The organism is Micromonospora sp. NPDC085948, assembly GCF_040686315.1.
Lineage (GTDB): Bacteria > Actinomycetota > Actinomycetes > Mycobacteriales > Micromonosporaceae > Micromonospora.
Genome location: NZ_JBFBJW010000004.1, coordinates 150,854 through 163,790, shown reverse-complemented (window position 1 = coordinate 163,790; position 12,937 = coordinate 150,854). Strand labels below are relative to the sequence as shown.

Genomic DNA, 12,937 nt, shown 5'->3' with positions numbered 1-12,937 from the left:
CCGTGACCGAACCCGCACAGCTCAGCCACGTCGACCGTGCTGGCGCGGCCCGCATGGTCGACGTCTCCGCCAAGGCGGTGACGGGCCGGCTGGCCGTCGCGGCCGGCCGTCTGCGGACCACGCCCGAGGTCATCGACCTGCTGCATCGTGACGGTCTACCCAAGGGGGACGCGCTGGCGGTCGGTCGGCTGGCCGGGATCATGGGGGCGAAGCGCACCCCCGACCTGATCCCGCTGTGCCACCCGATCGCCCTGCACGGCGTCACGGTCGACCTGCACCTGACCGCCGACACCGTGGAGATCACGGTCACCGCCCGCACGGCTGACCGGACGGGCGTGGAGATGGAGGCGCTGACCGCGGTTGCCGTCGCCGGTCTCGCTCTGGTCGACATGGTCAAGGCGGTCGATCCGGCGGCCTCGGTGGAGGCGGTCCGGGTGTTGCGCAAGGAGGGCGGCAAGACCGGCGAGTGGGTCCGGCCGGAGGACCGACCGTGATCCGGGCCCGGGTGATCGTCGCGTCCAACCGGGCCGCGGCCGGTGTCTACGCCGACACCAGCGGGCCGCTGCTCGTGGGAGGCCTGCGCGAGCTGGGGTGCCAGGTCGACGAGCCGGTCGTGGTGCCCGATGGTGAGCCGGTCGGCGCCGCCGTGCGGGCCGCCCACGCCGACGGTGTCGACGTGGTGCTGACCAGCGGTGGCACCGGAGTGACCCCGACGGATCGGACACCGGACGTCACCCGGGAGTTGTTGGATTACGAGATTCCTGGCATCGCCGAGGCGATCCGTGCGCACAGTCGCGAACGGGTGCCCACGTCGGTGCTGTCCCGGGGTCTGGCCGGGGTGGCCGGCCGGATGCTGGTGGTCAACCTGCCCGGCTCGACCGGCGGTGCCCGGGACGGCCTGGCCGTGCTCGGGCCGATCCTCGGGCACACCGTCGACCAGTTGCGCGGCGGCGACCACTGAGGCTGCCGCGGCGACCACCGAGGCTGCCGCGAACACCGGTCGGTCCACGCCACGCACCGACGGGTGTTGGTCCGGGCCGATAGGCTCGGCTGGTGAGCACGGAAACCGCACCCACCGCGGATCGGGTCACCGCACCTCCGCCCGCCGGCTGGGAGGAGGCGCGGTCGCGGGTCTACGCGGTCGGTCTGGCCGCCGCGCTGCCCGCCGTCGCCCGGCCACTTGCCGACATCGACGGGTCGACCCTGGCCGAGCCGTTGACCACCCGCACCGACCTGCCGGCCTTCCCCACGTCCAGCGTGGACGGCTGGGCGGTGCGCGGCACCGGTCCGTGGCGCGTCGTCGGCCGGGTGTTGGCCGGCAGCACCCCCGCGCCGCTCACCGGTGACGGCACGACCGTTGAGATCGCGACCGGGGCCATGGTGCCCGAGGGTGCCACCGCCGTGCTGCGCGTGGAGGAGTCCACGACCGTCGACGGTCTGGTCCACGGCACCCCCCGGCAGACGCCGGAGTGGCGCGAGCCGGGCGAGGAGGCGTACGCCGATGAGGAGCTGTTGCCGGTCGGCACGCCTGTCGATCCGGCGGTGATCGGCCTGGCCGCCTCCTGCGGGCACGACACGCTGCGGGTCCGGCGGGCGCCGCGTGCCGCGCTGCTGGTCTTCGGCGACGAGTTGCTGACCGCAGGACCACCCGCGGCCGGTCGGGTCCGCGACGCGCTGGGTCCTGCGGTGCCGGCGTGGCTGCGGCGCTACGGCTGCCAGGTCCGCCCGTCGGACGTGGTCGGCCCGGTGGCCGACACCCTGCCCGCGCACGTGGCGGCCCTGCGTTCGGCGCTGACAAGTGCCGACCTGGTCTGCACCACCGGTGGCACGATGAACGGCCCGGTCGACCACCTGCACCCGACCCTGGAAGCGCTCGGTGCCGACTACGTGGTCAACACGGTGGCGGTTCGCCCGGGTTTCCCGATGCTGCTGGCCCGGCTGGCCGGCCACGACGGGCGGATCCGGTTCGTGGCGGGGCTGCCGGGCAACCCCCAGTCCGCCATCGTCGCCCTGGTTTCGCTTGTCGCGCCGCTGCTCGCCGGCCTGCAGGGCCGCTCGATGCCGGTGTTGCCGCACGCCACGTTGGCCGAGGCGGTGCCCGGTCGCGGTGACCACACCCACCTGGCCCTGGTCCGGCTGGACCGGGAGGCCGGGACGGCGTACCCGGTGCGACACGTCGGTTCGGCGATGCTGCGTGGCCTGGCCGGCGCGGACGGGTTCGCCGTCATCCGGCCCGGCACCAGGGGCGAGCCGGGAGACCGGGTGCCGATCGTGCCGTTGCCACTACTTCCTGGGGAGCGTTCGTCATGACCGCGCCGACGATCACCTTCGGTGAGATCACCGACCAGCCACTCGACCTCGCCACCCACGAGGCGGCGGTCGCCGACCGCAGGGCCGGCGCCGTGGTCTCCTTCCAGGGCGTGGTCCGCGACCACGATCACGGCCGGCAGGTCACCAGCCTGGAGTACGAGGGGCACCCGAGTGCCGCGGAGGTGCTGCGCGAGGTGGCCGCCGAGATCGCCGCGGAGCCCGACGTGTACGCGGTGGCGGTCTCCCACCGGGTCGGCCCTCTGGCGATCGGTGACGTGGCGCTCGTCGCCGCGGTGAGCACCGCGCACCGGGCGGCGGCCTTCGCGGCCTGCGCCCGGCTCGTCGACGAGGCGAAGGCGCGCCTGCCGATCTGGAAGCGGCAGGTCTTCGCCGATGGCACCGAGGAATGGGTCAACTGCCCCTGACCGCTCAGCGGCGACTGTTGACCGCCGCTGTGCGGGCGAGCCGGTCGCCGTAGAACGCCGGCTCGGCACCGGGACGCCAGGGCAGTGCGGCGACCAGCACGATGAGCGCGAGCGCGAGCGAGTTTTCCATCAGGGCTCCGAAGAGACCGTCCTGGTAGTGCGACATCTCCGGCAGTTGGTGCTCGTACGGCCAGATCGGGGAGATCAGGAAGAGCAGGTAGAGCCCGATCGCGGCACCGCCGTGCCGGAGCCCGGTCAGCGTTGGATACCAGATCGGCGGGCGTAGCCCGTTGACCCCGGGCAACCCGCCGAACACGGCTCCCTGGCCGGCGCGCGAGGGCATCGTCCGGCTCGCCTCCCGGCGACGTACGGCGGCGTCGGCCAGCACGATGATCGCCGGGATCACCCAGACCAGGTGGTGCGTCCAGGAGATCGGGCTGATCACGTTCGCGGTGAGGCCGACAAGTGTGAACGCGGTCAACTCGTCACCGTCGGCGCGGGAGCTGGCCGCCCGGGACAGGCCCAGCGCCAGGATCAGCACCGAGAAGGCCAGCCAGAGCAGTCCGGGGGTCTCGATCGAGTCGTACAGGCGGGCGAGCAGGCCGGCGAGTGACTGGTTCGGCGTCATGTCCGCCGCACCGACCCGCTCGGTCTGCCAGAGCACGCTGCCGAAGTACGTCCGCGACTCGTCACCGACGATCCCGAAGGTCGCCACCGTCACGCCGATCGCGGTGCCGATCGCGGTGGCCGCCACCCGCCACTGACGGGTGATCAGCAGGTAGGCGATGAAGAGGGCCGGGGTGAGCTTGACCGCGGTGGCCAGGCCGATGCCGGCGCCGGCCCACGCTCCGCCGTAGAGGAAGCGCAGCAGGGGGCCGTCGGTCGCGGCGTAGTGGGTGCCCCGGCGGGAGCGCCAGCGCAGGCCGATCAGGTCAGCCATGATCAACGCGAACAGCAGGATGTTGACCTGGCCGTAGCCGAGAGTCTCCCGACCTGGCTCGATGGCGACCGCGAGCGGCACCGCCACGGCCACGGTGAACCACAGTGGCCACCCCAGCCGGTCCACGATGGGGCGGAGCAGCCCGGCCAGCACCAGCGCCAGCGCGGCGATGCTGGCGGCGGCGTTGACCATGCCGGCGGTGTCGATCGGAAGCTGCGCCATCGGCAGCATGACCAGCCCGGCGAACGGCGGGTAGGTGAAACCGAGGGTGGTGCCGGGCGCGATGAACTCGTAGAGCTCATGCCCGCTCGCCCACCACACCACGGCACCGTGGTAGATCTTCATGTCGAAGAAGTTGTACGGCCGCCCGAAAGCACCGATGGCGAGCCATGCGGCGTAGACGACGGCGGCCACGATGGCGCCCCGTACGACGTTCTTGCGATCGATCCGACGTGACACGCGGTCGATGCCGCGTGTCACGCGTTGGATTGGGGCGAGGCGGTCCGCCCGACTACCGACAGCCGTCGGCATGGCGTGGCCACCCCCATACCAAGGTCGTCCTACCCGTCCAGGTCCTGCACGGAGCCTAGAACGGCGCCTCACGTCAGTGCCTCCCGCGTTATGCGACCGTGTCCGATCCCACACATGTTTTTGACATTTCCACCGCGTTAACGCCTACCGGGTGGTTCAGGTAATTCGCGGCCTTAGCGGGGGGTGGGGGTGGCGTGGAGAGGCATCGATGCAGTTCAGCCGGGCAGTCGACGTGCGGTGGACGCGGATCGGACGGCGATCCGGGCTTCCCGTCGGGCGGTACGGACGGCGCGCTGCATGGAACGTCGAGAGTGGCCGATGCGATGGCCGGTCCGCCAGCGCAGACCCGGCTTGCCGCCGGTGTCGGCCGCGGCCAGCAGCAGACCGCCGAGGAGACCGAGGTTCTTGAGGGCGTGGATCTGGTTGTTGTTCTTGGCGATCGGATCGTCGTTGTTCCAGAAGGGATGACCGGCGATGGTCACCGGCACCAGCGTGCCGGCGAGGACCAGGGCGGCGGGTCGACTGAACCGCCCGGTGGCGAGCATCAGTCCGGCGCTGACCTGCACCGCCGCGTTGAGTCGGATCAACGTCTCGGTCTCGGTGGGGAAGCTCGGGTGCGCCTTCTTCAACAGCGGCGCGATCTTGTCGGTGACCGGCGCGGCGGCCTGCGCCAGCCGTGCCGGGTTGCGGATGTTGCGATACCCGCTGACCACGAAGATGCCGCTCAACATGGCGCGGGCGAGGGAGCGTACGGGCGTCATGGATCAGTCATACCCCCTCGCGACGTTTGCTACCCCGGCAACCGTCGGATCGGATCGGTGTTCATACACCTGCGCCACGCCGATTCGAGCGACCGTCACGGATGGACCGGCCTCGGCGGGTAACGTCGCGCGGGTGACCACGCTGCGGCTACGCCCCGAGGACCCGGCCGACGCCGGTCCGGTACGCCGCGTGCTGGCCACCGCCTTCGCCCGCCCCGACGTGGCGACGCCGCCGGAGGTGAGTCTGGTCGACGAGTTGCGCGGCACGGCCGCCTGGCTGCCGCGGCTGGCAATGATCGCCGAGTACGGCGGCGAGGTGGTCGGGTACGCGCTGCTCACCCGGGTGCGGGTGCGGCCGGATCAGGGCTCGGACGTGCCCGCCCTGGCGCTCGGTCCGGTGGCGGTCGCGCCACACCGACAGCGCGTCGGGCACGGCACGGCGGTCGTGCAGGCGGCCCTGGACGCGTCCACCGAGCTGGGTGAGCGGCTGGTCGTGGTCCTCGGCGACCCGGCCTTCTATCACCGGTTCGGCTTCAGCCCCGCGACGGAGCTGGGCCTGACCAGCCCGTGGGCCGGTCTCGGTGAGCCCTGGCAGGCGTTGGTGCTGCCGCCGTCGACGAGCGAGGAAGGCCCCCCGCCGCGCGGTGAGGTGCTCTTTCCGCCGCCCTGGTCGAAGGTCTGACGGGCGTCGTCACCTCGATCGGCGGTCAGGCCGGCTGGGTGCGCAGGTACCTGCCGAAGTGCGGCACCGTGAAGGCGACGGTGCCCCGCTCGCCGGAGTAGATCAGCCCCTTCTTGATCAGCGCGTCCCGCGCCGGGGAGAGGCTGGCGGGCTTGCGGCCGAGTGCCCGGGCGATCTCGGCCGTGGGCACCGCGGCGTCCATGTCGTCGCGGGTCACCGCCCCGGACTCGTCCCCGACCGCGGACATCATGGCCATCGCCCGCATGTACTCGCGTTCGGCGGGGGTGGCTCGCTCGAACCGGGAACCGAAGAAACCGACCGCCAGCTCGGCCTCCGCCTCGGGTGCGGCGACGCGCACGTCCGCGGCGGTGATCGGCGAGCGCGGCGCGTGGTCCCAGGTCGCCTTGCCGTACGCCTGGACGAAGTAGGGATAGCCACCGGACTTCTCGTAGAGCAGGTCGAGGGCCTTCTGCTCGTACTCGACGTCCTCGCGCTCGGCCGGCGCGCAGAGCGCCTGGTCGGCGGCGATCCGGTCGAGGCGGTCGATGCGCTGGTAGCGGAACAGCCGTTCGGAGTACGACTTGGCCGCGCTGAGCACCGCCGGCAGGTGCGGGAGGCCGGCGCCGACGACGATCAGCGGCGCGCCGAGTTGGGACAGCTCGTGGCAGGCCGCGCAGAGCGCCGACACGTCCTCCGGGCCGAGATCCTGCATCTCGTCGATGAAGATGGCGATGCCGGTCCCGACGTCACTGGCCACCGCGGCGGCGTCACTGAGCAACTCGACCAGGTCGATCTCGATGTCGCCGGAGTCGGCCCGGCCGCTCGCGGCTGGCACGTCGATGCCGGGTTGCCACCTGTCGCGCAGCTTCGGGGCGGCACCGGCCCGGCCGGTCGGGGCGGACCGTTGGGCGAACGCCTTGAGAACGCCGAGGAACGCGTCGATCCGGTCGGGTGCACGGTGGCGGGGGGCCAGCTCCCGGACCGCCATGTGCAGCGCGGCGGCGACCGGACGGCGCAACGACTGATCCGGTCGTGCCTCGATCTTGCCGCTGCCCCAGAGATGGTTGATCGCCTGCGACCGGAGGGTGTTGAGCAGAACCGTCTTGCCGACGCCACGCAGCCCGGTGAGCATCAGGCTGCGTTCGGGTCGTCCCCGTGCGATGCGTTCGAGCACGATGTCGAAGACGTCCAGCTCCCGCCCCCGCCCGGCGAGTTCGGGCGGACGCTGGCCGGCGCCCGGCGCGTACGGGTTGCGGACCGGATCCACGCATTGCAGAGTATCGGGCCGTCTAGCTGCGAGGCTAGACATGGATAGATGGGGCTACCGGCGTGTCGGAGCCGTCGACAAGAAACTAAGGCTGTCTAGCGTCCACGCTAGACAGCCCTAGTTTTGGCAATCGGAGCTGCCGCTTCCGCAGGAATTCCCGGGGTGGGTGGTCTCAGCGTTGCTTCAGGCAGAGGACGAAGTCGAGAGTGTCCAGCTCACTGTCGAAGAAGTACCAGTTGGTGTAACCCGGGACCTTGTCGCACTTGGCCTCGGCGTCGCGTTCGCCGCTGGTCGCCCCGTCGATCCGGCTCAACACCTCGTACGACTTCGCGGCGCACTCGGTGATCAGCAGCTTGGGCTTGCCGCCCGCCGCGGCGTCGTTGCGGACGCACTGACCCACCTTGGCGAACCGGGGATCGGCCGACGACTCCGGGGCCGGGGCGCTCGGTGGCGGCTCGGCCCCGTCAGCGTCCGCGCTGGGCTCCGCGGCGGTGGTCGAGTTGGCCGGTGCGGTCACCGGGGCCGGGTCGTCCTGCCCGCGAACGAACCAGAACGCACCCCCGGCAGCCACCACCAGCAGCAGTACCACCGCCAGCACGGCGATCAGCGGCCCCCGGCCGCGCCGGCCCGGTGCCGGTGTGGGGTCCGGGCCGTACGGGGTCTCGTCGGGCCGGTACGGCTGCCGGTCGTACCCCGGATGAGCCCCGGTGGGCTGGTACGCGCCGCCGTAGGGTGCCCCGGGGGCACCGCCGTAGGGCGTACCCGGACCGCCTTCGTGGGGCGCGGTCGGTGGGCCGTACGGCCCGGGTCGTCCCAGGGGCGCCTGCGGGTACGGCGGACCCGGCGGCGGGTACGACGGGACCGCCGGCGGGTAGGGCTGCTGCACCGGCCGGCCCGGCGTCTCGTCCGGTCGCTGCCCGCGCCACGGTCCCGGGTTGCCGCCCCCGGGTGGTCCGTAGTTGGTCATGCCGCCCTCCTGCACAAGTGGTGAGTCCCGCCACCGGTACGCGACGCCGACTCCGACGTCACCGTAGCGTGGTCCACTGATGAGCTCACCTCCACCGAGCGCGGCAGGCGTCGCCGGCCGCCGCGCAAACGTCACGCCGACCCTGATCTGGACCGCGTTGATCGTGGTCTACCTGCTCTGGGGTTCCACCTACCTGGCCATTCGGATCGCCGTGGAGACGCTGCCGGCGCTGCTGTCGGCCGCACTGCGGTTCGCCGTCGCCGGCCTGATCCTGGCGGTGGTGCTGCGGGTGCGCCGAGGCCCCGGCGCACTGCGTGTGGACCTGCGGCAACTCGGCTCGGCGGCGTTGGTCGGGGTGCTCCTGCTCGCCGGCGGCAACGGCCTGGTGGTGCTCGCCGAATCCGGGCCGCCCGGAGTGGCGGTGCCGTCCGGGATCGCCGCGCTGCTGGTGGCGACCGTGCCACTGCTCGTGGTGCTGTTGCGCACCGGCACCGGGGACCGGCCGCCGATCTGGACGTTCGCCGGGGTCACCCTGGGCTTCGTCGGCTTGGTCCTGCTGGTGCTGCCCGCCGGCAGCGCGGACGCGGTGCCGCTGCTCGGGGCGTTGACAGTGGTCGTGGGGGCCGTCGCCTGGTCGGTCGGGTCGTTCCTGTCCGGCCGGATCCGGATGCCCGCCGACCCGTTCGTGGCCACGGTGTACGAGATGTTGGCCGGCGCGCTGGTGCTGGCCGTCGTCGCCGCCGGTCGGGGCGAGCTGGCCGACTTCCATCCTGCGGCGGTGAGCACCCGGTCCTGGCTGGCGCTGGGCTACCTCATGGTGGCCGGCTCGCTGGTGGCCTTCACCGCGTACGTCTGGCTGCTGCACAACGCGCCCATCTCGCTGGTGTCGACGTACGCCTACGTCAACCCGGCGGTCGCGGTCGCGCTCGGCGCGCTGCTGGTGGCCGAGCCGATCACCGCGCAGGTGCTGCTCGGCGGTGCGGTGATCGTCGCCGGCGTCGCTCTGGTGGTGAGCACCGAACGGCCGCGCCGGGTGGGCACGGGATCACGATCGGGGGACACGCTGGTGCGCGACCGCCAGTAACGTCCGGCCCATGTCGGCCGCCGCGCTGGTGTCGATCGCGCTGCTCGGCGCGCTGGTCGGCCTCGTCGTACCGCTGGTGTCGCGGCGCTTCGCCACGGCGGACGCCCGGCCGTGGGCGTTTCCAGGACCGCACCCGGTCCGACGGTCCTGGGTCGATCCGATGGTGGCGGCCAGCGCCTTCGTCGGCCTTGCCGTCGCTGTGGGTGACGACCCGGCGCTGCTGGTCTTCCTCGGGGTCGCGGCGGTCGGTCTGGTGCTGGCGCGGGTAGACCTGGCCTGCCTGCGGTTGCCCGACCCGCTGGTCCTGGTCGCCGGGTTGCTGGCCCTCGGCGGGCTGACCGCGGCGGCGCTGCTGTCCGGCACTCCTGGCCGGCTGCTCGGCGCGCTGGGAGGTGCGGCGGTCGCGGGCGCGGCGTACGTGCTGCTGGCCCTGCTGCCCGGCTCACGACTGGGCTTCGGAGACGTGAAACTCGCCGCCGTCCTCGGCCTGCCGCTCGGCTGGTTGGGTCGGGATGCCCTGCTCACCGGGCTGCTCCTGCCGCACGTGCTGCACGGCGCTCTGGTGCTCGGTCTCCTTGCCGCGCGGCGGGTCCGTCGGCACACCCTCCTGCCGCTCGGCCCGGCCCTGCTGGTGGGCGCCTGGCTAGCTGTGCTGCAAGCCTGACCGCCCCCGGCTTTGTCGATCTTGCAGTTTCTGCCGCGACAAAAGGTGCATCCCACGCACAACGGCGACCGAAAGTGCAAGATCGACGGGGTGTGGGGTGTGCGGGACTGAGGGTCAGATCAGGCGGAGTTGGCGGTCCTTGGGGCGGCGGGGCTCGGCTTCGCCGAAACGTTCGAACAGGCCGGGGTCGATGCTGCCGAGGAAGGGTGAGGGGGCGCTGTCGCGTTCGGCGCCGTGGCGGGTGCGACGGGCGGCGTGACTGACGTACAGCCGGTCCTGGGCCCGGGTCAGGCCGACGAAGAAGAGCCGGCGCTCCTCGGCGACCGCGTCCTCGTCGGGCGTCGAGCCCGGCCAGCGCAGCGGCAGCAGCCCGTCCTCGACGCCGACCAGGAAGACCACCGGGAACTCCAGGCCCTTCGCGGCGTGCAGGGTGAGTAGCGTGACCGCCTCCGCGCGCGGGTCGAGCGCATCCACCTCCGCTCCGGTGGCCAACTGCGACAGGAACGCCTCCAGGTCGTCGCCGCAGCGCCGGGCCAGTGGGGTCAGCAGATCCACTGCCGAGCGGACGTCCTCCGGGCGGACCGTACCGGTGCCATCCAGGGTGGGCACCGCGAACCGCTCGGCGACCACCTGGCCCGCCAACCGCACCCGAGCGGCCAGTGAGCCGGCCAACCCGTCGGCGTGCCGCAGCTCACGGGCGATGGCCGCCACCCCGGGCCGGTCCCGCAGCCGGTCGTGGGACCGCTTCTGCACCGGGATGTTGGCCCGGGTCAGGGCGTCGACGATCGGCGCGGCCTGCGCGTCGGTGCGGTACAGCACGGCGATGTCGGAGAAGGACAGCGAGGTGGACCGGCCGTCGATCCGGCCCGAGTCCAGCGACCGGTGGGACAGCCCGCCGACCAGGTCGTCGACCGTCCGCACCACGAAGTCGGCTTCCTCGACGATCGACGACGCCGGAAAACGCCCCACCAGTGGGGCCTCCGGGTCGAGTCGGGCCGGGTCCAGTCGCCGGCCCCGAACCAGCGAGGACGGCGCGATGGCCTGCACGGCGGCGGCCAGGATTGGCGCGGACGAGCGGTAGTTGCGGTTGAGCCGCACCAACCGGGCGTCGGTGAAGTCCTCGGAGAAACGCAGGAAGTAGCCGACGTCGGCACCCCGGAACGAGTAGATCGCCTGGTCCGGGTCACCGATCGCGCAGAGGTTGCCGTCCGCCGGGCTGAGTAGCCGCAGCAGCTCGTACTGCGTCTCGTCCACGTCCTGGTACTCGTCGACGAAGATCCACCGCCAGCGGTCCCGGTAGCGTTCGACCAGCTTCCGGTCGGCTCGCAGCACCTCCACCGGCAGGCTCACCAGCTCGTCCAGGTCGACCAGGTCCTGCTTGCGCAACAGTGCCGTGTAGCTGGCGCTGTCGTTGCCCGCCGCGGCGCGAGCCGCTGCCCGCTCGGCGTCGTCGGCGATGCGGAAGTCGGCCGGCAGACCCGCCGCGTCCGCGTTCTCCCGCAGGATGGCCATCCCCAGCGCGTGGAACGTGCCCACGGTGACGTCCTCGGCGACCGGACCGAGCAGGCCGTCGAGGCGGTGCCGCAGCTCCTCGGCGGCCCGGCGGGTGAACGTGATCGCGAGGCAGTGCTCGGGAAAGACGTTCAGTTCCGCGCAGAGGTACGCGATCCGGTGCGTGAGCGTCCTGGTCTTGCCGGTGCCCGGCCCGGCCACGATCAGCAGCGGCCCTCCCGGCGCGGAGGCAGCCACCCGCTGCATCGCGTCCAGCCGGTCCAGCAGGCCGGTGCCGACCTCCTCCATGCCGGAGAGCATCGGCTCGAACGGCTCGTGGGGGGACGGCGGCGACGCGATCGGCGGTGCGGGCGCCGGGACGGGCTTACGCTTCGGCTCCGCCTTCGCCGCCGGGCGCTTGGCCGTCGACCGGGCCGCCGGCTCCGGGGGTCGGCGCTGCGCCGGCACCGGTACGTCGAACAGCGTCTCCTGTGCCGGGCCCTCGCCGCCCAGCTCCGCCGGGTCGAAGAGCGTGATCACCCCGTACTCGCCGTCGTAGCCCGGCACCCGGCGCACGTCGCCTCGTCGCAGCCGCCCGATGCCCTCGGCGAGCAGCTCACCACCGGCCCGCGCGATGTCGGCGAGCGGCGTCGTGGTCAGGATCTCCAGCTCCGGCCCGAGCGCGGCGAGCAACTCGTTGAGTCGCCCCTCGACCTTCTTCGAGCGTGCGCCCACCTTGTTGATCTCACCGAGGATCTCGGCCAGCGGAACCAGGTGCGTGACGTCCCGGGCGTGTGCCGGCCGGTGCCCCGTCGGCCGGTCGGCCAGCTCCTCGATCCGGCTGAGGACGCCCACCGTGAGCGGCTTGCCGCACTCGGGGCAGCGCCCGTCGGCGGCCCGGGTGCGCTCCGGGGACCAGTTGACCCCACACAGCCGGTGCCCGTCCGCGTGGTACTTGCCCTCCTCCGGGAAGAACTCGATGGTGCCGGCCAGGCCGTCACCGGTCCGCAGCGCCTCCCGGACGGCGAAATAGTCCCGCTCGGCGGTCAGCACTGTCGCCTCCCGGCCCAGTGCCGGTGGCGAGTGCGCGTCCGAGTTGGACACCAGTTGGTAGCCGTCCAGGCTGCCGACCCGCCAGTTCATCGCCGGGTCGGAGGAGAGGCCGGTCTCCACGGCGAAGATGTGGTCGGCCAGATCGGCATAACAGTCCGCGATCGCGTCGAAGCCGGACTTCGAGCCCAGCGCGGAGAACCACGGCGTCCAGATGTGCGCCGGCACCAGGAAGCCGTCCGGGCTGGCCTCCAGGGTGATCTCCAGCAGGTCGCGGGAGTCCAGACCGAGGATCGGCCGGCCGTCCGAGCCGAGGTTGCCGATCCGGCCGAGGGCGGTGTTGAACCGGGCCACCGCGTCCAGATCCGGCAGGTAGATCAGGTGGTGCACCTTGCGGGTCCGGTCGTCCCGCTTGTAGATCGTGGAGATCTCCACGCTGAGCATGAACCGGACCGGGTCCGCCTCCGCCGCGCCGGCGAGACGGGGCGGCAGCCGCCGGGCGATGTCCCGCTCCGCCTCGGCGTCGAGCCGGTACAGCCCCGGCTCCGCCGGGCGCAGGGTCTCCCGCAGGTGGTCGTACCAGGCGGGGTGGGTGAAGTCGCCGGTGCCGAGCAGACCGATGCCCTTACGACGCGCCCACCACCCGAGGTTCGGCAGCGTGAGGTCGCGGCTGCACGCGCGCGAGTATTTCGAGTGGATGTGCAGGTCCGCGACGAATGGCGAGAGGCCACCGGAGGGTACGGCACTGAACGGGGGCACGCCGCA

General features: G+C 72.5%; 11 protein-coding genes and 1 pseudogene. 7 read left to right on the top strand and 5 right to left on the bottom strand.

Annotated features, from left to right (window positions below):
• Positions 1–2 precede the first annotated feature (2 nt).
• From moaC to AB0O48_RS13235, 4 genes are all read left to right on the top strand, one after another.
• Positions 3–494: a cyclic pyranopterin monophosphate synthase MoaC gene (moaC, locus tag AB0O48_RS13250; protein ID WP_357571583.1), complete on the top strand. Its 492-nt coding sequence runs from the start codon at positions 3–5 to the stop codon at positions 492–494.
• On the top strand, positions 491–961 hold the full coding sequence (locus AB0O48_RS13245) for a MogA/MoaB family molybdenum cofactor biosynthesis protein (protein ID WP_365065401.1): 471 nt from the start codon (positions 491–493) through the stop codon (positions 959–961). Before moaC ends, AB0O48_RS13245 begins: the two co-directional genes overlap by 4 nt.
• Before the next feature lie 92 nt (positions 962–1,053).
• On the top strand, positions 1,054–2,310 hold the full coding sequence (locus AB0O48_RS13240) for a molybdopterin molybdotransferase MoeA (RefSeq protein ID WP_357242883.1): 1,257 nt from the start codon (positions 1,054–1,056) through the stop codon (positions 2,308–2,310).
• Entirely contained in the window at positions 2,307–2,735 is a 429-nt protein-coding gene (locus AB0O48_RS13235; protein WP_357571580.1) for a molybdenum cofactor biosynthesis protein MoaE, read from the top strand. Before AB0O48_RS13240 ends, AB0O48_RS13235 begins: the two co-directional genes overlap by 4 nt.
• A gap of 4 nt (positions 2,736–2,739) precedes the next feature.
• On the opposite strand, the gene AB0O48_RS13230 is transcribed toward AB0O48_RS13235, so the two are convergent.
• Both AB0O48_RS13230 and AB0O48_RS13225 read right to left on the bottom strand, forming a co-directional pair.
• Complete coding sequence (locus AB0O48_RS13230; RefSeq protein ID WP_365065396.1) at positions 2,740–4,206, bottom strand: glycosyltransferase 87 family protein; 1,467 nt, start codon at positions 4,204–4,206, stop codon at positions 2,740–2,742.
• 215 nt (positions 4,207–4,421) lie between these two features.
• A complete protein-coding gene (locus AB0O48_RS13225; protein WP_357242874.1) occupies positions 4,422–4,967 on the bottom strand; it encodes a DoxX family protein in 546 nt (181 codons plus the stop codon).
• A 133-nt stretch (positions 4,968–5,100) separates the two neighbouring features.
• Between AB0O48_RS13225 and AB0O48_RS13220 the strand changes: the two genes are divergently transcribed.
• Positions 5,101–5,649: an N-acetyltransferase gene (locus AB0O48_RS13220; protein WP_357242871.1), complete on the top strand. Its 549-nt coding sequence runs from the start codon at positions 5,101–5,103 to the stop codon at positions 5,647–5,649.
• A gap of 25 nt (positions 5,650–5,674) precedes the next feature.
• Here the strand turns inward: AB0O48_RS13220 and AB0O48_RS13215 are convergent, their stop codons facing one another.
• Both AB0O48_RS13215 and AB0O48_RS13210 read right to left on the bottom strand, forming a co-directional pair.
• Positions 5,675–6,916 carry an ATP-binding protein gene (locus AB0O48_RS13215; protein ID WP_357242868.1) on the bottom strand — a complete coding sequence of 414 codons (1,242 nt, stop codon included), beginning with the start codon at positions 6,914–6,916 and terminating at the stop codon, positions 5,675–5,677.
• 172 nt (positions 6,917–7,088) lie between these two features.
• Positions 7,089–7,553, bottom strand: a pseudogene (locus AB0O48_RS13210) (flagellar basal body protein FliL); the annotation flags it as partial.
• A gap of 409 nt (positions 7,554–7,962) precedes the next feature.
• Between AB0O48_RS13210 and AB0O48_RS13205 the strand changes: the two are divergent.
• Both AB0O48_RS13205 and AB0O48_RS13200 read left to right on the top strand, forming a co-directional pair.
• The gene (locus tag AB0O48_RS13205; protein ID WP_357242864.1) at positions 7,963–8,967 is read left to right on the top strand and encodes an EamA family transporter; all 1,005 of its coding nucleotides are present in this window, start codon (positions 7,963–7,965) and stop codon (positions 8,965–8,967) included.
• 10 nt (positions 8,968–8,977) lie between these two features.
• The gene (locus tag AB0O48_RS13200) at positions 8,978–9,631 is read left to right on the top strand and encodes a prepilin peptidase (protein ID WP_357571576.1); all 654 of its coding nucleotides are present in this window, start codon (positions 8,978–8,980) and stop codon (positions 9,629–9,631) included.
• A 114-nt stretch (positions 9,632–9,745) separates the two neighbouring features.
• Here AB0O48_RS13200 and AB0O48_RS13195 read toward each other — a convergent pair whose 3' ends face one another.
• On the bottom strand, positions 9,746–12,931 hold the full coding sequence (locus AB0O48_RS13195; protein WP_365065390.1) for a UvrD-helicase domain-containing protein: 3,186 nt from the start codon (positions 12,929–12,931) through the stop codon (positions 9,746–9,748).
• Between the last annotated feature and the right edge of the window lie 6 nt (positions 12,932–12,937).

What these genes read in the sequence shown, in the direction of transcription:
- AB0O48_RS13200 (WP_357571576.1), top strand. Translation starts at nt 8,978, where the DNA reads ATGTCGGCCGCCGCGCTGGTGTCGATCGCGCTGCTCGGCGCGCTGGTC.
- AB0O48_RS13205 (WP_357242864.1), top strand. Translation starts at nt 7,963, where the DNA reads ATGAGCTCACCTCCACCGAGCGCGGCAGGCGTCGCCGGCCGCCGCGCA.
- AB0O48_RS13225 (WP_357242874.1), bottom strand. Translation starts at nt 4,967, where the DNA reads ATGACGCCCGTACGCTCCCTCGCCCGCGCCATGTTGAGCGGCATCTTC.
- AB0O48_RS13235 (WP_357571580.1), top strand. Translation starts at nt 2,307, where the DNA reads ATGACCGCGCCGACGATCACCTTCGGTGAGATCACCGACCAGCCACTC.
- AB0O48_RS13230 (WP_365065396.1), bottom strand. Translation starts at nt 4,206, where the DNA reads ATGCCGACGGCTGTCGGTAGTCGGGCGGACCGCCTCGCCCCAATCCAA.